26 protein-coding genes are annotated in these 24,555 nt (G+C 36.2%); 11 read left to right on the top strand and 15 right to left on the bottom strand.

Annotated elements, in window-relative coordinates; genetic code table 11:
- Positions 1–91 precede the first annotated feature (91 nt).
- Positions 92–922: a CPBP family intramembrane glutamic endopeptidase gene (locus AsFPU1_RS18590; RefSeq protein ID WP_124978616.1), complete on the top strand. Its 831-nt coding sequence runs from the start codon at positions 92–94 to the stop codon at positions 920–922.
- Here AsFPU1_RS18590 and AsFPU1_RS23355 read toward each other — a convergent pair.
- The 3 genes from AsFPU1_RS23355 to AsFPU1_RS18580 all read right to left on the bottom strand — a co-directional run bounded on the left by AsFPU1_RS23355 (position 903) and on the right by AsFPU1_RS18580 (position 3,669).
- Positions 903–1,034: a hypothetical protein gene (locus AsFPU1_RS23355; RefSeq protein ID WP_265415813.1), complete on the bottom strand. Its 132-nt coding sequence runs from the start codon at positions 1,032–1,034 to the stop codon at positions 903–905. The genes AsFPU1_RS18590 and AsFPU1_RS23355 overlap by 20 nt on opposite strands.
- A 2-nt stretch (positions 1,035–1,036) precedes the next feature.
- Complete coding sequence (locus tag AsFPU1_RS23195; RefSeq protein ID WP_124978617.1) at positions 1,037–1,264, bottom strand: hypothetical protein; 228 nt, start codon at positions 1,262–1,264, stop codon at positions 1,037–1,039.
- 155 nt (positions 1,265–1,419) lie between these two features.
- The gene (locus tag AsFPU1_RS18580; protein WP_124978618.1) at positions 1,420–3,669 is read right to left on the bottom strand and encodes a glycoside hydrolase; all 2,250 of its coding nucleotides are present in this window, start codon (positions 3,667–3,669) and stop codon (positions 1,420–1,422) included.
- Positions 3,670–3,954: 285 nt separating this feature from the next.
- Here AsFPU1_RS18580 and petE point away from each other — a divergent pair, with 285 nt between their 5' ends.
- A complete protein-coding gene (petE, locus tag AsFPU1_RS18575) occupies positions 3,955–4,314 on the top strand; it encodes a plastocyanin (protein ID WP_124978619.1) in 360 nt (119 codons plus the stop codon).
- Positions 4,315–4,376: 62 nt separating this feature from the next.
- Here petE and pgeF read toward each other — a convergent pair whose 3' ends face one another.
- Positions 4,377–5,186 carry a peptidoglycan editing factor PgeF gene (gene pgeF / locus AsFPU1_RS18570; RefSeq protein WP_124978620.1) on the bottom strand — a complete coding sequence of 270 codons (810 nt, stop codon included), beginning with the start codon at positions 5,184–5,186 and terminating at the stop codon, positions 4,377–4,379.
- A gap of 24 nt (positions 5,187–5,210) precedes the next feature.
- Between pgeF and AsFPU1_RS18565 the strand changes: the two genes are divergently transcribed.
- From AsFPU1_RS18565 to AsFPU1_RS18555, 3 genes are all read left to right on the top strand, one after another.
- Entirely contained in the window at positions 5,211–6,008 is a 798-nt protein-coding gene (locus AsFPU1_RS18565) for a biotin--[acetyl-CoA-carboxylase] ligase (protein WP_124978621.1), read from the top strand.
- Positions 6,009–6,233: 225 nt separating this feature from the next.
- Positions 6,234–7,814 carry a glucose-6-phosphate isomerase gene (locus AsFPU1_RS18560; protein WP_124978622.1) on the top strand — a complete coding sequence of 527 codons (1,581 nt, stop codon included), beginning with the start codon at positions 6,234–6,236 and terminating at the stop codon, positions 7,812–7,814.
- Between the two features lie 70 nt (positions 7,815–7,884).
- Positions 7,885–8,676, top strand: a complete 792-nt coding sequence (locus tag AsFPU1_RS18555; RefSeq protein WP_124978623.1) for a DUF3598 family protein — start codon at positions 7,885–7,887, stop codon at positions 8,674–8,676.
- 281 nt (positions 8,677–8,957) lie between these two features.
- Here AsFPU1_RS18555 and AsFPU1_RS18550 read toward each other — a convergent pair whose 3' ends face one another.
- From AsFPU1_RS18550 to AsFPU1_RS18510, 9 genes are all read right to left on the bottom strand, one after another.
- The gene (locus AsFPU1_RS18550; RefSeq protein WP_124978624.1) at positions 8,958–9,293 is read right to left on the bottom strand and encodes a type II toxin-antitoxin system PemK/MazF family toxin; all 336 of its coding nucleotides are present in this window, start codon (positions 9,291–9,293) and stop codon (positions 8,958–8,960) included.
- Positions 9,294–9,548, bottom strand: a complete 255-nt coding sequence (locus AsFPU1_RS18545) for a hypothetical protein (RefSeq protein WP_124978625.1) — start codon at positions 9,546–9,548, stop codon at positions 9,294–9,296. It lies immediately after the preceding gene.
- Positions 9,549–9,943: 395 nt separating this feature from the next.
- Positions 9,944–10,153 carry a YgiT-type zinc finger protein gene (locus AsFPU1_RS18540; RefSeq protein WP_124978626.1) on the bottom strand — a complete coding sequence of 70 codons (210 nt, stop codon included), beginning with the start codon at positions 10,151–10,153 and terminating at the stop codon, positions 9,944–9,946.
- Complete coding sequence (locus tag AsFPU1_RS18535; protein ID WP_124978627.1) at positions 10,150–10,473, bottom strand: DUF4258 domain-containing protein; 324 nt, start codon at positions 10,471–10,473, stop codon at positions 10,150–10,152. The genes AsFPU1_RS18540 and AsFPU1_RS18535 overlap by 4 nt, the downstream gene beginning before the upstream one ends.
- Before the next feature lie 138 nt (positions 10,474–10,611).
- Complete coding sequence (locus tag AsFPU1_RS18530) at positions 10,612–11,043, bottom strand: hypothetical protein (protein WP_124978628.1); 432 nt, start codon at positions 11,041–11,043, stop codon at positions 10,612–10,614.
- On the bottom strand, positions 11,040–11,411 hold the full coding sequence (locus AsFPU1_RS18525; protein WP_124978629.1) for a hypothetical protein: 372 nt from the start codon (positions 11,409–11,411) through the stop codon (positions 11,040–11,042). Before AsFPU1_RS18525 ends, AsFPU1_RS18530 begins: the two co-directional genes overlap by 4 nt.
- A gap of 188 nt (positions 11,412–11,599) precedes the next feature.
- Positions 11,600–11,887 (bottom strand): addiction module antidote protein, encoded by a 288-nt coding sequence (locus AsFPU1_RS18520; RefSeq protein WP_124978630.1) that lies wholly within the window; start codon positions 11,885–11,887, stop codon positions 11,600–11,602.
- Positions 11,868–12,194, bottom strand: coding sequence for a type II toxin-antitoxin system RelE/ParE family toxin (locus AsFPU1_RS18515; RefSeq protein WP_368665982.1), 327 nt, complete (start codon positions 12,192–12,194; stop codon positions 11,868–11,870). The genes AsFPU1_RS18520 and AsFPU1_RS18515 overlap by 20 nt, the downstream gene beginning before the upstream one ends.
- Before the next feature lie 551 nt (positions 12,195–12,745).
- A complete protein-coding gene (locus AsFPU1_RS18510; protein ID WP_124978631.1) occupies positions 12,746–13,699 on the bottom strand; it encodes a ribonuclease III domain-containing protein in 954 nt (317 codons plus the stop codon).
- Between the two features lie 374 nt (positions 13,700–14,073).
- Here AsFPU1_RS18510 and glgX point away from each other — a divergent pair, with 374 nt between their 5' ends.
- Positions 14,074–16,161 carry a glycogen debranching protein GlgX gene (gene glgX / locus AsFPU1_RS18505; RefSeq protein WP_124978632.1) on the top strand — a complete coding sequence of 696 codons (2,088 nt, stop codon included), beginning with the start codon at positions 14,074–14,076 and terminating at the stop codon, positions 16,159–16,161.
- A 291-nt stretch (positions 16,162–16,452) separates the two neighbouring features.
- On the opposite strand, the gene rppB is transcribed toward glgX, so the two are convergent.
- Positions 16,453–17,817: a two-component system sensor histidine kinase RppB gene (rppB, locus tag AsFPU1_RS18500; protein WP_124978633.1), complete on the bottom strand. Its 1,365-nt coding sequence runs from the start codon at positions 17,815–17,817 to the stop codon at positions 16,453–16,455.
- Positions 17,818–17,848: 31 nt separating this feature from the next.
- Positions 17,849–18,544: a two-component system response regulator RppA gene (gene rppA, locus AsFPU1_RS18495; RefSeq protein WP_124978634.1), complete on the bottom strand. Its 696-nt coding sequence runs from the start codon at positions 18,542–18,544 to the stop codon at positions 17,849–17,851.
- A 348-nt stretch (positions 18,545–18,892) separates the two neighbouring features.
- Here rppA and AsFPU1_RS18490 point away from each other — a divergent pair, with 348 nt between their 5' ends.
- From AsFPU1_RS18490 to eno, 5 genes are all read left to right on the top strand, one after another.
- Entirely contained in the window at positions 18,893–19,285 is a 393-nt protein-coding gene (locus AsFPU1_RS18490; protein ID WP_124978635.1) for a hypothetical protein, read from the top strand.
- A gap of 220 nt (positions 19,286–19,505) precedes the next feature.
- Positions 19,506–21,272 (top strand): copper resistance system multicopper oxidase, encoded by a 1,767-nt coding sequence (locus AsFPU1_RS18485; protein ID WP_124978636.1) that lies wholly within the window; start codon positions 19,506–19,508, stop codon positions 21,270–21,272.
- The gene (locus tag AsFPU1_RS18480; protein WP_124978637.1) at positions 21,273–22,196 is read left to right on the top strand and encodes a copper resistance protein B; all 924 of its coding nucleotides are present in this window, start codon (positions 21,273–21,275) and stop codon (positions 22,194–22,196) included.
- 100 nt (positions 22,197–22,296) lie between these two features.
- Complete coding sequence (locus AsFPU1_RS18475; protein ID WP_124978638.1) at positions 22,297–23,064, top strand: DUF3887 domain-containing protein; 768 nt, start codon at positions 22,297–22,299, stop codon at positions 23,062–23,064.
- A 33-nt stretch (positions 23,065–23,097) separates the two neighbouring features.
- A complete protein-coding gene (gene eno, locus AsFPU1_RS18470) occupies positions 23,098–24,387 on the top strand; it encodes a phosphopyruvate hydratase (RefSeq protein ID WP_124978639.1) in 1,290 nt (429 codons plus the stop codon).
- Positions 24,388–24,555: the final 168 nt, after the last annotated feature.

Raw genomic sequence — 24,555 nt, 5'->3', positions numbered from 1 at the left:
GGAGAATTGCTGGATAATCTGCCCCTATTCTAGCATTTGTTAGACTAAAAAAGGTCAGCAAGCATGAGCAAATCAGGAAAGTTGGGGAAAAATGTTATTATCGTCAAAAGACCATTGGCTTAATAGTCTGGTTGAGTTTCCTGCGGGGATCAAAATCGGTCTTTTCTTATTAACTTGGATCATCATCTGGCTACCTTTAGGGGTTCTCTTAGGCAAAAGAATCAAATGGCGACCCTTTCAATCCCTAAGTGGCAGTCAAAAGTTACCTTTAGTGCTATCATTATACTTAACCACTCCATTTGTATTGTGGTTAACCCTCAGATTAGACAGAACATATTTATCAGATTACGGACTGTCTTGGCAACCTACTCTATTCTTATCATTATTGATAGGGATAGTAATGGGAATAGGGGGAATAGGGGTTATTTTTGCTTTAGAAGGGGTGTTTGGCTGGTTAAACTGGCATCGAGAAAACCTACCCCGTTTAGGCAAGATATTTTTGCCCTTATTAGGTTTAGGTTTATGGGTAGGTATAACGGAAGAATTGATTTTTCGTGGGGTCTTTTTTAATGTATTACAGAAAGATTATACTCTAGAGGTTGCGGCGGTTATTTCTAGTGGCATATTTTCTTTAGTACACTTATTATGGGAACGAGAAGACACCCTACCTCAAATACCTGGATTATGGTTAATGGGGATGGTGTTAGTAGGTGCTAGATTAGTTGATGGTGGTAGTATTGGGTTAGCGTGGGGACTCCATGCGGGTTGGATATTAGGGTTAGCTGCGTTAGATGCTGCGGAGTTAATCTCTTATACAGGTAAAGGGTTAGATTGGATAATTGGGTTTAGACAGCAACCTTTAGCGGGTATTGGGGGAATTTTCTGTTTATTAGGGACTGGGTTTATTTTATCCCAGTTGTGAAATTTCTTTGTTTTGGGTCTCCTCCTGCTTCTAAATAACGCTGTCTTCCTCTAGCTGTAATTTCGCTAATTCTTTTAGACTGTTGTTGTTGAAGTTCTGTTGGTTTTTCCATAGTTAAAACATCCATTCTAAGGGAACAATTTCGCCGTTGGGTAATAAGTATGATTGAGGTAGTATTAAACTGGAAGTAATGATTAGCCAAGCTCCATTATCTTCATCATAGACTCTAAAGCTTAAAAGTCCCAATTTATTATAATATCTGTTATCCCATTGACAAATGGTTTTGATTGATTCTGAGGTATATTTTCCGTTGGAATCTGTACTATATTTACAGTCATCCAATAATAGATTCCGCTTCCATTAGGTTCTACTAATACTGGTTGCTGCGGATTTTTTTCCTTCCATAATTGATTGATAATTTCTAAATCTTTACAGGGAAACTTTTTAAGATCTTCCGGTTTAAAATTGTGTTCTTTCCAATTTTTAAATATCATAACTTAGGGAATTTGTAATTCAATAAAACGATTTTCTGGCAAATAACTCCTAAACTTACCATGATCAGCAAAGATAGCCACTAAATGTAACCAAGCATCCGGTTCCCGATGTAAATCAGCCCAAGGAATAGCTAACTCTAAACATTGATTAAAAGCCACTTCCACCCGACTGTTTTTTGGATGCCATTCATGATTATTCCACGCTTGTTGTAACCAAACTGATTGTGTTAATAAATTAATGCCAACATGATGATGAAAATAATAATTTAAAGGTGCTTGATCCGGTAAATCAATCAAAGGGGCCGGACTAGTATAAACCTTTGCTCCAGGATAATACCAAAGTAAATGTAGCTCATTTGGGGTATCTTTTCCGGGTTCCACTCCCATTTTAAAATCAAATCTAAGATAAAACTTGAGATGATTTAACCCATAATAAAGACGTTGTACTGCACTAGCTTTGTGCATGGTTCCCATGGCCCCACCCACCTCAATACGTCCAGCATTATGCCAGTCTTGTTCATCTCCATAACCATCAATTACAGGTTGAATAAACCCTTCAGGAGCATGATCCGCTTTTTGGGCATGATCTTCTAAAGGTTCATATAATTGAATCGGTATAGCTTCATTGAGAGCGCGATAAACCCCTCGTAAATGCTCCCGGAACAACTCATCAAACAAAGCATCATCATTAGAAGAATGACCCTCCCCAAACCACCAAAACCAGTCTGATCCTTGAGCAGCAAATAACGCTTCCCAAGCATTAGGGTTAGTTTCTTCCGTCGCTTCAGGATGTTTCGCTAAGGTCTTTCTCGCTTCTGTCAGTAAATCCCAAGCCTTATTTTTTACCGGATCACCAATCCAAGTGCTAAAGCTACCATCAACCCAAGATCCACTATGTAGCTGATCGGCCGCAATAGTTTCAGTGGCAGGAAATTCTTGTAAAAATTCCCCAACTGTTACCAGTTTAATATCTTCATCCTGACTTAAACGTTTATATAATTCTCGCAAGAAAGGTAGTCCATCTTCTTGATAAAATTCCCAACAATTTTCTCCATCTAAAGCGATTGTCACTAACCAAGGGTTTTGCAGAGTAGTTTCGTTTCCTGGTTCTCTTTCCACCAAAGAACGAGAAATTGCGTCTAAATGTCCGATCAAATCAGTAACAGCATGACGGACATCCATTCCCCCATAAGTAAACCCAATTAAATCTGATAAACGGTGATCTCGAAAAACAATAGAAATATCTCCATAGAGAGTTTCTATACGATAAGGACGATAAATTAATTCCGGTTCATAGACATTTCCTGTCTCATCGCGATGAAAGAAATGCTTGAGACTCCAACCTAAAACTGCCTCATCCGAACACATCCATTTAAACTTAGCTTGAGCAATATAAGGTAAAATGGCAGGACTAACTGACTGTTCCGAAGACCATAAACCACGGGGTTCTATACCAAAGCGATCAGTGTATATTTCCTTGGCTTTGCGTAAATGTCGAGGGATATCTTGAGGCCACTGATAACGTCGTTGAGGTAATTCAATTTGAGGAATAGCTACCCTTCCTGAGTTAGTATCCGCCAATAATGGTAAAATCGGGTGAGTATAAGGCGTGGTCGTTATCTCTAATTGACCTGACTCCTGCATCTTTCGATGTTGGGGGATAATCTGACTGATGATCTGCCTATGTTTAGCAATGATTTTTTTGCGATCGCCTAAAGTAAACCCTTTTCCTTGGTCGAACCAAGCTTGAATAGCAGGATCTTTTTCTCGAAAGATCGGATCGATCCAAGCTAAATTATGCCAAGCAAGTAGATCGCCATAATCTTGATTAGACCAGTTCTCTAAACACCATCTTATCCCCTTTTCCTGTTTTTGTTCATACAGTTGGGCATAACGAGGATGAGGATCAATTAAAGTGCGATGATGAGCATCAAAAAAGTGTTTAATAATCGTCTGTTTTTGTTGATGGCCTAGTTGTTCTTCAGGAGTCAGGGTTAAGGCTAAATAAGGATCAATACCTTTCCCTTGTGCATAATCTTCCAATTGTAAGATCAGGGAAGGAACTAAATTGACCGTTTGGTGTAATTGAGGATATTCTTCTAAAACCAGGACTAAATCGAGATAATCTTTAACCCCGTGTAATCTGGCCCAAGGCATACGATATTGTCCCATAGCATCGGCTACAGCTTCACGGGATTTATAAAGGGGTTGGTGTTGATGCCAGATAAATGCAACGTATAGAGGGTGGGCCATCGAAATTGTTTAATCCGTTAGCTTTATTCATCTATATTTAAGGTTAACCTGAACCCCTACTCCCCGCTTCTTTATGGATTTTTCATGATTGATCAAAATAATTGGGTCTAAAACCTCGCTTTTTAAGGCGAAACGTTAGACAAGGTTTTAGAGAATCCCTAGCAAAATAAATTAGTTTTGTCCAAAGACATATTGTCAAACTTACCTATTCAGCATTATAGTAATATCAGTAGGAACGCAAACTATCTAAAACTTTTGTATTAAAGTATTCACAGGATGAATCAAATGTCAAGAAAATTAGGGTTACTCATTGCTGCGATCGCGCTAGTTGTCTCTACCTTATTTGTTGCAGTCAACCCAGTGGCAGCAGAAACCTATGAAGTTAAAATGGGAACTGACGCAGGAGCATTAGGTTTTCAACCCAAAGAACTGACCATCAATGCCGGAGATACAGTGAAGTGGATTAATAACAAATTGGCCCCTCATAATGCTGTGATTGACGGAAATACCATATTGTCTCACAAAGGACTTGTATTTGCCCCTGGAGAGTCTTTTGAAAGTACCTTCAACGATGCTGGCGAATATACTTATTACTGTGAACCCCATCGTGGTGCTGGTATGATTGGTAAGATCATCGTTAAGTAATTTTTTGTTATTCCTAATAATCGAAGATTTAGCCCGCAAAATTAGATTTGTGGGCATTTTTATTAATTAACAATTCCTGACCATTGTACCTTTTTTTCTCCTGTACGTCGATAAGAAAAAAAATGAGATGGTGATTGATAAGTACAATAAGGCGCGATCGCAATTTGTTCTTCTTGAATGCCTAACTTTTGTAACTGTAATTGATTGATTCTTCGTACATCTAATCGTACTTTTCCCTCTTCTATATCAGGAAGGATAGGAGGGTTAAACATTTCTTGTAACTCCATTAAAATAGCTTTAGGACTGTCTATTTCTTCTTTTTTGAACAAACTAGACCCCACCTCTGCCCCTACAGCTTCTGTCACCTGATACACTTCTCCACTAATGGCAGGCCCCATAGCCACCCGTAAATTCTCTAAAGAACTGCCTAATTCTTGAAATCTGGCGATCGCATGAGGAACAATTTTTTGAGCAGTACCGCGCCATCCTGCATGAATAGCAGCAATATTACCCTTAACAACATCCCCAATCAATAATGGTGTACAATCAGCACTAGCTACCCAAATTGCCTGTTTTTGCTGGTTTGTAATAATGGCATCACCACAGGAGAAACCATCAGTTAACTCTTTATTTTGTCTTTCTAAATCAATTTCTGATGGGGTTAAAACTCGGTTTCCATGCACTTGTTTAACTCGATAAGTAATAGCCCCTTTAGCTAAAATTTCTGTTAAACTTTCAGGAGTACGAGGGTAAAATGGTTGAGTAAAAAAACCGTGTTGCCAATCTTTTAACAAAGTACAAGTTAAATAGGGTAAACCTTGCCATCCTTGCCATTGCCAAGTCACAGTTGAAATTGGGCGATCGCTAATCATAGAAACTACCAGAAATCTACAGTTATGGGATTTAATTATGCACAATTTATCATTGAATTAGCTAATTTGTTTGATGATTTTCCCCTGTCTCCCTCATCAGTTTATGTCTTTGATACTATAGCTTCAACTAATGTTATTGTGAGACAACTCCTAGAACAAGGGCATAAACCACCCCTAGTGGCGATCGCATCTCAACAAACTGCCGGAAAAGGGCAATGGGGACGTACTTGGTATTCTCCCCCCGGAGGACTCTATCTTTCTATGGCCCTAGACTTATCATTATCAGTACAAGAACTGCCTCATTTAACTTTATGGAGTTCTTGGGGTATAGCCCAAATCTTAAGGAAATATGATATTCCTGTTGGATTAAAGTGGCCTAATGATTTAATACTTAAAGGCCGTAAATTAGGGGGCATTAAAAGTGAAACCAGTATTTATCAAGGCCGTATCAACCAGGGTATCATAGGTATTGGCATTAATTGGTCTAATGAGGTTCCCCCAACCGGAATTAGTTTACAATCGTTTTGGACTCCCCATACTGTCCCTCCTATTGCCTCTCTCGAACAACTAGGGGCTATTATCTTAACAGGAGTGTTTCAAGGATACAACTATTATTTATCCCAAGGTAGCGATCGCTTATTATACGCTTATGTACAATTATTAGAGAGTATGGGCAGTTCTGTCGTGGTTAACGGGGTCACAGGTATCATCACAGGAGTTACCCCGCAAGGAGAGTTAAAGGTGCGTTTTGACGCTTCTGGAGCTAGTACAGAAATAGCCTTACCCCCTGGCACAATTTCTTTGGGTTATGATACTCAGTAGCATTGTCTTAACCCCTGAACTTGTATATTCTAATGATTAGTAGAAGAAAAACGAATGTGCAAAGACTATTAGTTTAAAATTCCAAACAGTAAGATAAGGTGTTTTGAGAGTTTTATGTAGCAGGTTGACTTAATCTATAAAAGTTAAGAGAAGTTAAACCCTAATCTATCTTACTTCTAGACACCTTCTCGACAAAACCTGTTCAACTTTTTTTCCATAATTTCTATGAATAACTTACAACTTTGGCAACGTTACCAAGACTGGCTTTATTATCACGAAGGGTTAGGACTATATCTTGATATTAGTCGGATGCGCTTTGATGATCAATTTGTTAACCATCTTAAACCCAAATTTGACAAAGCCTTTCAAGATATGGAAGCCTTAGAAAGTGGGGCGATCGCTAATCCCGATGAAGGAAGAATGGTAGGACATTATTGGTTACGGGCCCCCGAATTAGCCCCTAATGAAGCCGTAAAAGCCGAAATTACCCAACCTTTAACAATGATCGCAGAATTTGTTAAAAAAGTCCATCAGGGAACTATTAAACCTCCCACCGCTTCTAAATTTACAGATGTTCTGTCGGTTGGTATCGGTGGCTCAGCTTTAGGCCCTCAATTTGTGGCTGAAGCTTTGACTGATACCTTTCCTCCCATGGCTATCCATTTTATCGATAATACTGATCCCCAAGGCATTGATCGTATCTTAACTAAAATTGGCGATCGCCTGAAAAGTACCCTAGTGGTGATCACCACTAAGTCAGGAGGAACCCCCGAAACTCGTAACGGGATGTTAGAACTTAAACACGCTTACGAAGTTAAAGGTTTAGCTTTTGAACCCCATGCAGTTGCAGTAACAATGCCAGGGAGTAAAATGGATCAGTTAGCAACTAACTGGTTAGCTAGGTTTCCCATGCAAGATTGGGTAGGTGGACGGACATCAGAACTGTCGGCCGTTGGTTTATTACCTGCAGCTTTACAAGGTATTGATATTCAAGCCATGTTAGCAGGTGCGAAAGAAATGGATCAAGCAACCAGGGTAAAAGATATTAAGACAAACCCTTCTGCTTTATTAGCACTCGCTTGGTATTATTCGGGAAATGGGAAAGGTGAAAAAGATATGGTCATCCTTCCCTATAAAGATAGTTTGCTGTTGTTTAGTCGTTATTTACAACAGTTAGTTATGGAGTCTTTAGGAAAAGAAAAAGATCTTGATGGTAATACGGTTTATCAAGGTATTGCAGTTTATGGGAATAAAGGATCAACAGATCAACACGCTTATGTTCAACAATTAAGAGAAGGAGTGCCTAACTTTTTTGCTACCTTTATTGAAGTCTTAGATGATGGCCGAAAAATTCCTTTAGAATTAGATCCAGGTATTACTTCGGGTGACTATTTATCAGGGTTTATTCAAGGAACAAGACAGGCATTATACGAAAATAATCGTGATTCTATTACTATTACCATTCCTCAAGTTAATCCCCGCACCGTTGGGGCTTTAATTGCCCTCTATGAAAGGGCTGTTAGTTTCTATGGATCTTTGGTTAATGTTAATGCTTATCACCAACCAGGAGTAGAAGCAGGTAAGAAAATGGCAGCTTCTATTTTAGACTTACAAAGTCAGGTACAAACTGTTATTAAGGAAACAAATAGTCCTTTAGATTTGGCAACTTTAGCCGAAAAAGCAGGATCACCTCAAGCGGTAGAAGCTGTTTATAAAATTGTTCGTCATTTAGCAGCAAATGGTCGCCATGTCTCCTTAGATGGAGATTTAAGTAACCCCTCAACCCTCAAAATTTCTGCTAGTTAGTAGTAGGGTGGGCAATGCCCACCTTAATCCCTATAACGATTAAAATTGAACATAATCAACATCAACTAATATGGCATCAGTCAATCTTCAAGAACAACACTGGACAAGACTTTTTGGTAATGTTACAACAGAACCAATTCCTCATTATGGTTCTTGGACAGTTTTTTCATTAGAAAATACAATTCTTAGGAATTTTCAGGGTCTCAGAATTTTACAAGCTAATGAAGATTTAACTATTCTTACTCATACTAATAAATTTCCTCAAAATGACGGTACATTTCAAGAAAAAAGTTGGGAAATTAAGAAAGAAACTTGTAATTTAGCTGATGGCTTACTCCATCCGGCTGACCCTACTAAAAGATCTTTTTCTATCTTAGAATATGGTGCAACTTCTTGGTTTCCTCAAAAATTAATCCCAGGAATTCAATTTAGTGTGGAATTTTTTCTCAAATATGACCCAAGTAATGATAGCATTGGTGGTATCTATGGAGATAATGGCGTTTTAGATAGAATTATTATGATTCGGGAACAATTAGGCGATTTTCCCTGTGAACCATTAACCCCATTAACTAACATTTCTGGTAGTTGGCAAGGGGAAAAATTAACAATGATGCCAGATTTAAGGATTTTAGAGCCTGAAATCATCCCCAAATTAATTTTAGACCCCTCTGAAGGACAAAATCAAACTTTTTTCCTCCCTGATCAAGTTGTCTTGACAATTCCTAAAATGGTAAAATTAGGAGAAGCCTTCCAAATGTTTGCAGGAAGATTAGTCACAGCAAATCGCTATCAACGACTTAGCGTTATGTATAATGAACTGGGAAACTTTGTGAGCCTCAGTAATGAGACATTTCAATGTTAGTGTGGGCAATGCCCACCCACTAAGATAAGGAGGACTACCCCATCCTCCCATAAACCTGTGTTTTAACACATACCTATCCTATCGTACATTACAGATTACCAAAAAAATGCAAATTTGTCAAACTGTTAGTTTAAACAACTTTTTAAGGGGTTTACTATGGTAATTTATCAGATAATTGTAGGGATTTAACACTGTTAAATTCTAATCTTATTTATGGCTATGAACATAATGGTATTATGTTCCTACAAACCAAGTTTTTTAGTTTTTTTTGATAGGATAAATTAAATAATATCTAATGTATATCTAATGGCATCAGCTAATTGTTGTAAATAAATGTCAGAAAGTGTTCCTAAATATCCTCGAAGTCTTTGTCTATCAATAACAATAATTTGATAACACAAAGCTACTGATTCTTGATTTAATCCCCCTTCTCCTGCTGGAATAATAATAGTTCCAGGTATTTGTGTACGACGTAAATTTGTGGTTAAGGGAATCACAATAACTGTGCGAGTAAATCGATTAATATTGTTATTTTGGACAATGATAACAGGTCTAGTTCCAGCTTGTTCTGAACCTCGACCCTCAGTCAAGTTAGCTAAATAAATATCTCCCCGCATTTATTGATTATCCTCTTCTTCAAGCTGAGATAAATAATCGGGTAAAATACTTTCGGCAATACTAACATCTTCTTGAGCAAATTCATCCTGTAAAGCTTGTGCTTCTGCATCTGTAATATTATCCCACTTCTCATACAGGGAATTTCTTTGTAAAGATTGCACAAACTTAAGGACTTTTTGCTGTTGTTCTCTGGATAAAGTCTGAATTGTTTGTAGAATTTGGCCTTGAAGATTATTAATATCGGTGACAGACATAGATCAATTTACACCATAACGAGAAATACTCAGATTTACTTATCAATAATATTGTTTTACTTTTGTGCGATCGCTTTCACCCGCGAACTTGCGTTTTAACACACACACCCATCCTATCTTACATTTCATAATACCAAAAAAATGCAAATTTGTCAAACTGTTAGTTTAAATAACTTTTTAAGAGGTTTACTATGGTGATTTATCAGATAATTGTAGGGGTTTAACACTGTTAAATCCTATCCTTATTTATGGCTAAGGACATAATGGTATTATGTCCTTACAAATCATTGATAACTGGTAACTGGTAACTGGTAACTGAAATGGTATTATGTCACTACAAATTATCGATGATTGATTACGAAGCCAAGTTTCAAAGATTTCTGTAGCGAAAATTGTTAGACTTTTAAGAATCCTTCACTTTCTTGTTCTAAAGCAGATAAAGCCTTTTGAATTGTATCAACTTCTTTTGCTTCAAAATAAGCTTCACAACATTGAGAACAAACCCAAGCTTCTATAGCATCCCAGTGAATATGATAGCCTTTGCGATTAAGAGACAAAGGAGCAGTTGATTTTTCCATTTTTCCTTGACAATACATACATTTCATTTTCGTAATCTCCTTTTAAAATCTGACGACCATTGATTAGGATCAGGTAAATAGGCCGTAATAATTACCAAATAGTCTTCTTTGGGAGAACAAACAACATGAATGTTCCTTTCCTTATCACCATAACCTAAAATTAAACAACTCTGACCTCTGATATCTTCTGGATAATTTTCTATCAACTCTCCCCTTTTTATCACTGTTTCAATTTCTTGAGTTGTTATCATTCGATCTGGACGAGACATTTGTTGAATGGTATGAGGAAGAAAGAGGATGCGCTTGTCTGCGGCTTGTCTGACTTTTCTCAAAATCTCATCGGACATACATCTTGATTGGATGATTTTAAACTGGTTAATAAATTATTATGATGGTTACGCTTCCACCCGTGGACCCGCGTTTTAACACACACCTATTCTATCTTACATTACAGAATACAAAAAAAAGGCAAATTTGTCAATCTATTAGTTTAAACAACTTTTTAACGGTTTGAAAGTATCAATTTTTTCCGTAGTTTCTTTAATTTTAGCCGCCAAAGCTGGAACATCTTCATTCGCTTGTTGACAAAATTCGGGAAACTCAATCGATATAGCTTTAAGAGCATCAACGTCTTTTTTATAGTCTCTTTCTTGTTGGAATTTTTCTAGTAATTTAGGTGCGATGAGCCAATTTTTTCCCGTAAACTTAATCTCCCATTCCACATTACCTCGAAAAGATTCTACAGCTTTAATCAGTAAAGATTCTAAATTAATATCACGGGTTTTATATCGCCAAACAACAAAGGGAGAACGTTCTAATCTGTCTGCTTTTCCTCTGGTTGCACTACATCTAACCCATTCTAATTCTCCTAATATTTCGAGAATTTCTAATATTTCTAATCCAGTGATAGTTTTCATGTTATCTTAGCTTGAGGATTGAGGAATTTAATTAATGTTTCCCATTCTTCTAAGAAGATTGGATAAGGATTTAATCTGGGGTCGAAAATATAATAACCATCGGTATAAACTTCATGATAAATAAATAAATTTTCTTCTAGTTTATCCCCTTCTAATAAGGTTAACCTATAACCCTCTACAGGTTCGACTCTTAATATTTTTCCTTTACCTCCTGTCGCTATTAAGATATTTTCCGCAATTTCTGAACAATCCGTACCTAAACCAAAGCTCATTTGGTTCATTGCTTTTGTTGCTTCAGGTTCAGGGGAAATTCCTTGCGGTAAACTAAAAGGTTTGTCTAATCCTGGTATATCCCTGTCATTGGACAATATAACCTCATCGATGATTCATCTACTCCCTCAAGACAAAGGGTTGAATTTTATGGCGATCGCTTCCACCCGTGAACTTGCGTTTTAACACACACAACTATCCTATCTTACATTTAATAATACCAAAAAAATGCAAATTTGTCAAACTGTTAGTTTAAACAACTTTTTAAGAGTTTTTATTTATTAATTTATTCGGGGCTAATAGTAAGTTTCATGCCAATTGATTTTAAAACTTTTTCAATAGTTAATAGATGAGGATTTCCCTGTTCTGAAAGGTTTTTATTGAGGTTTTCTATTCCTAAACCTGTTTCTTGAGCAACATTTGTTAATCCTTTTTTTGCTTGGACTATCTGCTTGAGTGCAATTAAAAATAGAGGTATACCACCTTCTTCTAAAGCTTCCTGAAGATAAGCAGAAGCAAACTCAGAATCCTGTAATTCTTCTTCGATAAATTCATCAAAGTTTCTCAATTTCATCTTTGATCTCCTGCCAAATTTGTTGGGCTTTTTTGATATCTGTTTTTTGTGAGTCTTTATCGCCACCACTAAGGAGAATTACTAAAACATTTCCTTTCTTACTAAAATATACTCTATACCCAGGGCCATGATGAATCCTTAATTCTAATATTTCTTTTCCAACAGATTTGTAGTCACCAAAATTACCAACTTTTAGTCTTTGAATTCGTAGAATTATTTTTCTACGGCTTCTAATATCAGCAATACTACTAAGCCACTTTTCAAATGTCTCTGTAGTAATAATTGTGATGTCTGGATTATCCATCATCTTATTTTATCTAGAGAATAGGCCTAAACCTTTAGGCGATCGCTTTCACCCGCGAACTTGCGTTTTAACACACACATTTATCCTATCTTACATTTCATAATACCAAAAAAATGCAAATTTGTCAAACTGTTAGTTTAAAGAACTTTTTAAGGGGTTTACTATGGTGATTTATCAGATAATTGTAGGGATTTAACAGTGTTAAATCCTTTCCTTATCACCATAACCTAAAATTAAACAATTCTGATCTCTGATATCTTCTGGATAATTTTCTTCAATAGCAAAAGCTAAGACCTCTAGATCAGAAATTTTTAGATTAGCTTTTCCCGCTTTTTGAACAGTTAATACATCATGATTAAAACTGCGTCAACCTTCTGCAATAGTTTTATCTTCTCCTTGTGTAAAATCAGTGATATCTGCTAACACTTTACCAGGATTTTGAGCCTTCTTTTGATTGAGAGTAATTAGCATCAAAAATCATATTATTAAGACCCTTGACAGCTAATATACCTGTGGAAATATTAATTCATAATTCATAATTCATAATTCATAATTCATAATTTCTCCATTAATTTATGAAACCGTTCTCTACCTGCATCATAATCTTTACTATCGTAGCCTAAAACTTCCTTAATAATCCATTTTTGCGGAACTTCTTCTTTTAATAATAAGGCGATCGCTTCTCTTAATACGTCATCTTCATCAATCACTTTTTTGATTAACCAATCACTACTTTTAGCAAAACGGGTCTTACTATTTTGTGTTTCAAAACTTAAATACATTGCCCCTAACAACGCCGGAAATGATTTTTTGATAACTTTTTCATTCTCAGGAGTAATTACCTTCGGATCAATTTCAATTCCTGAGAGATACTTGGTTTGTTTTTCCTTACTAATAAACTCTTTGGATAATTTAGTTAACCGAGTAGGATTAACATAAGGAAGTAGTCGATATAAATAATCGATCATAATTGCTTTTAACAGAGTATCCCCTAATAATTGTAATTGTTTATCAGGAGAAAAACGTTCTTTTGCATCTTGTTGATGACGGCCCAATAAAGAAGCCATTAACTGTTTATTGACCCAATTATAACTCTGAGAAAACCCTCGATCTAAATGAATAGCCCCAATAATAGCTTTTAAGGCTTTTTCAAAAGGATTATTGCGTTTTACTTTCAGACGATGCCGTTCTTCTGTTAAAGCAATAAAGGGATAACCTTCTCCTAATCCTAATTTAAACCAAACTTGTGTTAATCTCTCTCCTTCCATTAATTTATCCCGTAAAGCTGTAAATTTTGTCATGGGTAAATAAGGAAAGTGATGATAAAGATAATCAACAATGACTAAATTGAGAATCTTATCTCCTAAAAACTCTAATCGTTCATTATCTTTTTCCGGTGTATTAATTTGTTGAGCATAAGAACTATGAGTTAAAGCTAAAAAAAGTAACTCACTATTTTTAAATTGAATACTAATCTTATTTTCTACGATTTCTGAATTCCATTCCATATATTAGGTAACTTATAATAGTTGATTAGTCTTATTGTATCCTTAATCAGATTTTCTTGTCGCTTTTTGTAAAGTATTATTAATTTCAAGAGTTAAATTAAATAAATTAGAGGTTGTAGGGGCGGTTTTATCTAACATATTGGTAAAAATCGCCAGAATTTATAGCACTACCCATTAAGGTTAGGACATTTATGACCGGTGAAACCTTGTCTGTGTAGGGGTCAACGGCCGTTGACCCCTACTTAAACTTTTCTTGATGAGATTATATTCTAGACTATTAATTAATAAAAATATGCTAAATAAAACCCAGTTTAAACCTAAACTAAGAGTAAACTAATTAAGCGTAAGCAACTCCTAAATTATAAGATTGCACCATGCTATTAAAAACTTTACCTGGCGAAAGTCACCCCCTTGGTGCTACCGTTGAACACAATGGGGTTAATTTCTGTTTGTTTTCTAAACACGCCACTGCAGTAGAATTACTCTTATTTGACCAACCTAATGCCCCTCAACCTATTGATACCATTCCCTTAGACCCTCAACTTAATCGTACCCATTATTATTGGCATATTTTTATTCCTGAACTTCAAGCAGGACAAGTCTATGCTTATCGAGTTGATGGCCCCTATACCCCGGAAAAAGGCCATCGTTTTGATAAGAATAAAGTCTTATTAGATCCTTATGGTAAAGCTATTGTTGGCTCATCAATTTATAATAGAAATGCAGCCAGACAACCAGGAGATAATTGCGCCCAAGCTTTAAGAAATGTAGTCATTGATAATAGTAATTATGACTGGGAAGGCGATCGCCCTTTAAGATTACACTACTCTGAAAGTGTCATTTATGAAATGCACGTGGGAGGGTTTACCCGTAATCCTAATTCTGGACTATCCCCCGAAAAAAGGGGAACTTTTGCCGGATTAATTGAAAAAATTCCCTATCTAAAAAATTTAGGGATTACGGCAGTTGAATTATTACCCGTTCATTATTTTGATCCTGAAGATGCCATGCCAGGGTTAACAAATTATTGGGGTTACAGTACCATTAATTTTTTTACTCCTCATCGTAGTTATAGTTCCGATAAAAGTGTTTTAGGTCCCATAAATGAATTTCGGGACATGGTGAAAGCTTTACATAAAGCTGGAATTGAAGTTATTTTAGATGTAGTATTTAATCATACTGCTGAAGGTGATGAACGGGGGGCAACCCTATGTTTTCGAGGAATAGATAATGAAACCTACTATATTTTAGAACCCGATCTAATTCACTATAAAAACTATAGCGGTTGCGGTAATACTTTTCGAGGGAATCATCCCATTGTCGGACGGTTAATTTTAGACTGTTTACGTTATTGGGTGACAGAAATGCACGTGGATGGTTTTCGCTTTGACTTAGCCTCCGTTTTAACCAGAGATGCTAAAGGAAACCCCCTAGAAAACCGTCAAACTCATACTCCTGATATTTTATGGTCTATTGAATCAGACCCTGCTTTAGCAGGAACTAAATTAATTGCAGAAGCTTGGGATGCGGCCGGACTGTATGATGTAGGAAGATTTGTCGAATTAGCGGACTGGTTTGCCGAGTGGAATGGCCCTTTTCGGGATGATGTGCGTCGTTTTATCAAAGGGGATGCGGGTATGGTTCCCTGTTTGGCGGCCCGTATTTTGGGCAGTCCCGACATTTACCACCGCATCGATACCGATGTTAATCGTAGTATTAATTTTATTACCTGTCATGATGGGTTTAGCCTCAATGATCTAGTTTCCTACAACGAAAAACATAATGAAGCTAACAAAGAAAATAGCCGAGATGGGGCCAATGATAACTATAGCTGGAATTGTGGAATAGAAGGAGAAACCGATGATCCTAAAATTGAAGCCTTAAGGTTGCAACAGATTAAAAATTTCTTAACAATTTTGTTTATTTCTCAAGGAACTCCCATGATTTTAATGGGAGACGAAGTTCGTCATACTCGAAAAGGCAATAATAACGTTTATTGTCAGGATAATGAATTAAATTGGTTTGATTGGGAGGAAGTTGATCGACAATTTGATTTATGGTGTTTTGTGCGGCGACTGATTCACTTTATACAAGGGTTACAACTGTTTCGCCAAGAAGAACGACTAGAAGTTACCTATGCCAGTCTCCATCATCCCTATATTAGTTGGCACGGAACCGAATTAGGAAAGCCTGACTGGTCTGATTATTCCCGTTGTTTAGCCTTTAGTTTACGTCATCCTGATGCGGATGAACATTTGCACGTGATGTTAAATTCTTATTGGAAACCTTTGGAGTTTGAGTTACCCGTCTTAGGCCATGGAGAGTCTTGGTATCGTGTTATTGATACGGCTTTACCCTTATCAGAGACATTTTGCGAATTAGATGCTGCTTATCAGGTGAAAACCCAAATTTATGAGGTTCAGGCCCGTTCCTGTGTGATTTTGATGGTTCAACCAATTTGATAAAAGAAAATGGGGTTCTACCGAACTTGCCATGTAAAATTAATAAATTAATACAGGCTAAAGCCTTATTCTATAAACACAAAGGCTGTCTACACAGCCTAATTTTAAGCCTGGGTAGCCAGGCTTAGTTCCTATAGCTTAACCCGATCGGGTTAAGCCTGTAATTTGTAATCGTTTTACATCCTACTAAGTTCGGTAGAACCGAAAATGGGGACGGGCTAGAAGCCTGTTCCACAAACTATAATAGTAACTAAGCCCAAGTTTTGAAGGTTATTTAATGTCAACACTTTTTCAGAAATTTATCGGTAACTGAACGATAAAGAGGCTTCCTTTTTCTACTTCACTTTTCACTTCAATAGTACCATGATGAGCTTGAGCGATCGCTTGTGCAATAGATAACCCTAAACCTGAACCACCGTCTTTTCTAGAACGACCTTTATCAATGCGATAAAAACGCTCAAAAATGTGTTTTGATTCTGGTGAATTTATTCCTATTCCGGTATCTTTTACTTTAATTATTGCTAATTTATTCTTTTCTTCTAAAATAATTTTTACCTCACCTTTAGGGGGAGTATATTGAATTGCATTAACAACTAAATTAAATAATAAACGATAAATTTTTTCTGGATCACCGAGAATTTCTATTCGATGATTAACCCTAATTTCTGATTGTAGAAAAATTTGTAATGATATTGCTAAAAAAGCTAATTCTTCTATGACATCATTAATGAGATAATTAAGACAAATTTTTTCATATTTAATTGTGCTAACTGCATTAGAGGTTAACTGCCAATCTAAACGGGATAACATTAATAAATCTGCCACTAAAGCAGATAATCTTTCAGTTTGTCGCTTCAAGCTTTGTAAAGTCTCTTTTGCATCTTCTTCTGTCCAGGTCGAGAGCATTAAAGTAGATTCTATGGTGGCAAGAATCGCTGCTAAAGGTGTTCTTAATTCATGGGCAGCATCTGCCGTAAATTGTTGAATTTGACAATAGGATTGATAAACAGGCTTAATAGCTAAACCTGTTAATATCCAAGCAGAAAGCCCAATTAAAATAACAGCTAAAGGTAATCCTAATAATAAAATTAGAGCAACACTATTGAGATAATTATCAAAATCTTCAAGACTTCTGATAACTTGAATATATCCCCAATTTTCTCCTTTTTTATTATGTAGCATATAAGATATTTGTAAGTAACGTATACCTTGAGTATCTTTTAATATTTCTTGTTGCTTTTGATGTTTCTTAATATCTAAGCCTTTAATATTTTGTTTACTTAAGGCGATTAAGTTACCAGAAAGATCAAAAATATATAAATAATATTGACCTTTTTCAATTGCTCCTAGACGATAATTATAAATATTATTTTGAGAGAGACAGGTAGTATTAACAGGACATAAATTAGGTAAAAATTGCATGATCTTATCTTCTAGTTTACCAGGTGTATTGAGAATGGTTTCTAGACTATCATGTAAAGTTCCAGCAACGGTTTTTAATTCTTTTTCAACAGTAATTTGATGCGCGTGAATAATAGCTTCATAAACACCAATTCCCAGAATCCCCAAGACAATACTAATGACAGCACCATACCAACTTGCTAAACGCCATCGTGCTTTTTTAAATAAGAGAAAAGACGGTTGTTTTTGTTTCATAAATACTCTTATTAATTGAGAAGTTTTCAGATTAATGATTAACAACAAATTGGTAGCCTAACCCATAGACAGTCTTGATCCAATTATCACCACCATAGGGAGCTAATTTGTGCCGTAATAGACGAATTTGAGCAGCTACAACATTACTCATGGGTTCATTTCCCCATTCCCATAGTTGAGAAAGAAGTTGATCGCGGGTGACAATTTGATTGGGATGCTGCATAAAATATTCTAATAGCTGAAATTCCTTATTGGTTAACTCAATTAACTGATTATTTCCTTGAATATCTTGATAAAAAATAGCATATTTTCCGTAATCTAAGGTAATATTTCCTAATTTTAATTGTTGGGGAGCTATTTGAGGAGAGCGACGTTGTAAAGCGCGTAATCTTGCTAATAATTCTGCCATACCAAATGGCTTTACTAAATAATCGTCTGCTCCTGTATCTAATCCAATTACTTTGTCTTCTTCGCTATCTTTTGCTGTTAAAATTAAAATAGGCAATGGATTATTTTGTTTTCTTAATTGTTTAATTAAATCGATTCCTAATATTTTTGGAAGTAACCAATCAAAAATTCCTAAAGTATAAATTTGAGAACCAATCTCTAAAAAGCTTAATGCTTCTTCTCCATCTTGCGCCCAATCAACAATATAATTATGTTGAATTAATGTGCGTTTAATAGCCTTGCCTAAGTCCGGTTCATCTTCAACTAAAAGGATACGCATTTTTCTAATATTCTCCTATTATATTTATAACTTTTTCTTTGATAATCTGACTGATCTTTATGAAACAAAGATGAAATTTAGAAAATAACATAAATTTCATCCTGATTTCATTTTTAGGTGTCACAATAAGTAGGTACACAAAATTAATTACACAAAATTTGTAGGGGCGGGTTTTGTAGGGGCGGGTTTTTTACATAAATCAATGATTCTCACAAAAAATTTCAATAAACCCGCCCTTACTACCGTTGTTACTCAACCATTACGACTATATCAAAACTCGCCCCGACTATGTAATTAATTTTGCTTCGGTACTTAATAGTTAAGTCAACAGTATAAGGTTCAAAAAAAATGATTAAACCTAATTTAACCAATAAAGTTTTTATCTGTAGTGCGATCGCATTAGGAATGACAGCCTCTTTAGTTAATATTTCTGCACTCGCGCAACCTTCACCCATTATATCCATTATTATCGCTCAAGCAAGTTCGTCGATGCCGATGACTCCTGAGCAAATGCGTCAACAGCATCAAAAAATGATAGAAGATATGCAGAAAATGCTTCAACAAATGCAGGAACACATGGCTAAAATGACTCCTGAACAAATGCAACAAATGAGTCAGCATCATCAACAAATGACTCAAGAGATGCAGCATTCTATAGAACAAATGCAAGAGATGCAACAGATGATGGGAATAGGAACAGGAATGGGAACAATGAACCACCACCCAAAACCACAACAATAGTTAAACATTAACGGTAAATTTTGACAGAGATTTTTGACAGAGATTTCGTTTTTTTTATCATAATATCCCTTAATTTTAGGATTCTTAAACTATTTATAGTAAGCATTTTGGTATTTGAAACCTAAAAGAATTAAGGGATGAATCTTTTACTACGAATTTTTATTTTGTTAATTAATGATAACAACCTCCTTGGTTATTTCTTGCCAATACCCCTAAAATTATGCCAAATTTCTTACATAGACGTAACTTTTTGCGTTTCACGACAGGACTAGGTTTAGTAGTTGGATTAGATTATTTTAGTCCTGCTTATGCTAAGCAAATAAAAAGTATAAAAGCTGATCAAACACAATTAAAATATCCTGAAATTATTGATTTAATAATTCAGGAAACAGGTGTTAAAATTGGTGAACAAAATGCTACTGGGATAACAGTTAATAATTCAATTCCAGCCCCTTTAATTCGCTTAAAAGAAGGGCAAATAGCCAAAATTAATGTTACTAATAAACTTGATGAAGATACCTCAATTCATTGGCATGGTATCATTCTTCCAGTGAAAATGGATGGGGTTCCTGGAGTTAGTTTTGCAGGTATTAAACCTGGACAAACTTTTACTTATGAGTTTCCTATTATTCAGAGTGGAACTTATTGGTATCATGGTCATAGTGGACTACAAGAACAAAGAGGTCATTTTGGCCCTATAATTATTGATCCTATTGAATCAGATCCTTTTCAATATGACAAAGATTATGTAGTTATGCTTTCTGACTGGACATTTGAAGACCCCTATGATGTGCTAAAAAATCTCAAAAAAATGAGTTCTTATTACAACAACCAAAAACGAACGGTTGAGAACTTATCTGAAGATTCTATGTGGAGACAAATGCGAATGGACCCCACTGATATTGCTGATATTACTGGTGCAACTTATACTTATTTAATCAATGGTTTAGTACCAGAAACAAATTGGACAGCCATTTTTAAACCAGGGGAAAAAGTCAGATTGAGATTTATTAATGGTTCGGCCATGACGTTTTTTGATGTGCGTATTCCTGGACTTAAAATGACGGTTGTGCAAGCAGATGGTCAGAATATTCAACCTGTTATTGTTGATGAGTTTCGTATGGGAACTGCGGAAACTTATGATATTATTGTAGAACCGAAAAATGAGCAAGCTTACACTATTTTTGCAGAAACAATGGATCGTAGTGGTTATGCTCGTGGAACTTTAGCTATTAGTCAAGGAATGACCGCACCTATTCCTAAACTTCGGGAACGTCCTGTCCGTTCCATGAAAGATATGGGAATGAATCATGATATGTCAGGAATGAATAATAATTTACATATGAATCATGATATGTCGGGAATGAATAGTAATTCAACCATGAATCATGATATGTCGGGAATGAATAGTAATTCAACCATGAATCATGATATGTTTAATGATGAAGCAGTTCCGAATATTTCCAATGATTTCGGGGTAAGAAATGCTGGTGTTCCTATGATGGTACAAAGTCGATTAAATGAACCAGGAATAGGGTTAGAAAATACAGGAACTCGTGTTTTAGTGTATAGTGATCTTCGTAATATTGCTCCCGGTTATGATCAACGAAAACCAGACAGAGAAATAGAACTACATTTAACAGGAAATATGGAACGTTATATGTGGTCATTCAATGGCAAAAAATATTCAGAAGAAAAAGAAATTGCTTTCTACAAAGGAGAAAGATTACGTTTAACTTTTATAAATCAAACTATGATGGAACATCCCATACATTTGCATGGAATGTGGATGGAATTAGATAACGGTGCAGGTCAATATAAACCTCGTAAACATACAATTATTGTTAAACCTGCTGAAAAGCTATCTGTAGAAATTAACGTAGATGTATCAGGTAAATGGCCCTTACATTGTCATCTACTTTATCATATGAAAGTAGGAATGTTTCGGACTGTTGCTATTATGGATCATCCTGTTGAGGCTGGTTAAATGTCCTTAAAAACAATAATTTATTCCAGTTTTTTGACAGGATTATTATCTTGTATTAACTTCTTAACAGATGTTTCGACAGTCAAATCTGAAATCATACAGAATTTAGAAAAATTCAAGTTAAATGAAACCATTATTAACAGTAATCAAGATATATTTACACAAGACTTCGGTGAAAATATTGTCACAAATGAAAGCTTAAATCAAGAATTTGCACAACAAGACGATGAAACTCCTAATAAGGATGAAGAAAACTGGCCATCACCCATAGAAGATGATGAAATCTTTTGGTTTTTATTAGTTGACCAATTAGAATATCGTGGTAGTGATAGTAAAGATTTTTTTAGGTGGGATATTGAAGGTTGGGTTGGGGGTGACTATGAAAGAATCTGGCTAAAAACTGAGGGTGAAGTTGCTTTTGCAAAAGATGACGGTGGAGAAGCTGAAATACAACTTCTTTATGGTTATTTAATTGCACCTTTTTGGGATTTACAAGTAGGCTTACGATACGATAGAATTTATGGGTCAGAAGATGATCGCGGACGTGCTTTTGCTGTTATTGGACTAGAAGGATTAGCTCCTGATTTATATGAAGTCGATACGGCTTTATTTATTAGTGAAAATGGGGATTTATCAGCGAGATTTCAAGTAGAACAAGAATTATTAATTACTCAAAAATTAATTTTACAACCAAGGTTTGAAATTAATGTTGCTGCTCAAAAAGTTGAAAATTTTGGCATTGGTTCAGGAGTTAATGATATTGAATTAGGATTAAGATTACGTTATGAAATAAATCGTAATTACGCCCCTTATTTGGGAATTAATTGGATACGGTTAGTCGGAGAAACTGAAAATCTTGCTAGAAAAGACGGAGAAAGTGTTGATAATTTTTCGGTAGTAGGAGGTATTAGAATGTTATTTTAACAGGAAATTTACGCTTTCTGTCAATATTCAGGAACTAAACCCGAATGATTAAGACTAACTAAATTAGGTTTACTTAAAAATTAAGGAGTGATAGTATTCAATGAGTGGGTCTTTATCGTTATTCAAACAAGTCAGTCTCTCGTTGTTGGTATTAGGGTTAATGAGTATTGTTAGTGACGTATCGGTCAAGGCACAAAAATTAAAGCCTCCCTCTACCCTTCAGATGACACAATCATCTGATACCGCCAAAAATCAAGGCTTACAACAAAAAGCGGCCCAAGTGATTAACCTCTTAAGCCAAAAAAAGTACGATGAAGTTAGAAAGCTTATTAGTCCAGTCTTAGCCTCTGAACTAACTACGGCCCAAATGTCTGAAATTTGGGAAGGGTTAATTGCCGTAACTGGGCCGGTGAAACAACAACTAGACTCCAGAGTTATTCCTACCGTAAACGCTGATTTAGTGGTAATTAACACCCAGTTTGATAAGAAAACCGACGAATTTATTGTCACCTTTAATAAAGAAGGAGAGGTGATAGGTGTTGATTTTCCTACGGTAGCTTCTATTGAAGAAATTGCCGAAATAGTGGTTAATTCGGTGTCAGCTAATAACTTTACCCGGGCCAGAGGCTATTTACATCCTTTCCTCAAGACTGAGATTTTCCCCCAACAACTGCAAACCTCTTGGCAACGCATTCAACAAGAAAACGGCCTCTTTGAACGCATTGTTAGCACCAAAGTCCGCCTCGGTTCCAGTGTGGATAAGTCCAATGTTGTCATAGTTGAGGCAGAATTTGAAAAAGCTAACCGGAAATTTTTCATTATTTTTGACGAAAATAGCCGTATTATCGGTATTAATCTCGTCCAATAACCAGATTTCTCTATCCTTGGAGTTATATTGTCCATGCTAAACAAACCTCAAGTTCTCATTGAAGCGATCGCCGCTAGAGAAATTTTAGACTCTCGTGGCCGCCCAACTATTGAAGCTGAAGTACTTCTAGAAACAGGCGCGTTTGGCATCGCCCAAGTCCCTAGTGGGGCATCTACAGGCAGTTTTGAAGCCCACGAATTACGAGATGATGACCCCCATCGTTACGGCGGGAAAGGGGTATTGACGGCAGTTCGCAATGTCAAAGAAAAAATTGCCCCTGAACTCATCGGAATGGATGCTTTTGATCAAATTTCTATTGATCAAAAAATGATTTATCGGGACGGTTCCCACAATAAAAAAGAATTAGGGGCTAATGCCATTTTAGGGGTTTCTTTAGCTGTTGCTAAAGCAGCATCCTCTGAATTAGATATCCCTCTCTATCGTTATTTGGGTGGCCCTTTAGCTAATGTATTACCCGTTCCCATGATGAATGTGATCAATGGGGGTAGTCACGCTGATAATAACGTAGACTTCCAAGAGTTTATGATTATGCCTATAGGGGCTGAGTCTTTTAAAGAAGGGTTACGATGGGGGGCAGAAGTATTTGCTTCCCTCAGTAAAGTCTTAAAAGAACGTAAATTACTCTCAGGGGTGGGAGATGAGGGGGGATACGCCCCTAACCTGGGATCTAATCAAGAAGCCTTAGATTTGCTTATAGAAGCCATTGAACGGGCCCATTATAAGCCAGGAGAACAAGTGGCTTTAGCTATGGATGTGGCTGCCAGTGAATTCTACAAAGATGGACAATATGTTTATGATGGTTCGGCCCATTCTCCCCAAGAATTTATCGATTATTTGGCTAAATTGGTAGATCAATATCCCATTATCTCCATTGAAGATGGGTTACATGAGGAAGACTGGGATAACTGGAAAATTCTGACGGATACCTTGGGATCTCGTATTCAGTTGGTGGGGGATGATTTATTTGTTACTAACCCCATTCGTCTGAAAAAAGGCATTGATACGGGGGTGAGCAATAGTATCCTCATTAAATTGAATCAGATCGGAACCCTAAGCGAAACTCTAGAAACTATTGCTTTAGCGACTCGTTCTCAATATAGTTCCGTCATTTCACACCGTTCAGGAGAGACGGAAGATACCACTATTGCTGATTTATCGGTGGCCACCCGCGCAGGACAAATTAAAACGGGTTCTTTGTGTCGTAGTGAACGGGTAGCTAAATATAACCGACTCCTACGCATTGAAGAAGAATTGGGCGATCGCGCTTTATATGCGCCTAAAGTAGGACTAGGGCCGCAATAATCCTTTATTTTGTAGGGGCGGGTTTTTGTAAGGGCCGGTTTTTTACAGCACTTATGATTCTCACAAATAAGTTAGATAAACCCGCCCCTATATTATACTTTAAATATAGCAATCAGGAAGGATTTTTGAGCATAATATTTGATATCAAGCTAATTTCTAAATTGTTCA

The sequence above is a fragment of the Aphanothece sacrum FPU1 genome, assembly GCF_003864295.1.
GTDB lineage: Bacteria > Cyanobacteriota > Cyanobacteriia > Cyanobacteriales > Microcystaceae > Aphanothece_B > Aphanothece_B sacrum.
The sequence above is the reverse complement of the archived record's forward strand: the minus strand, read 5'-3'. Positions and strand labels throughout refer to the sequence as shown.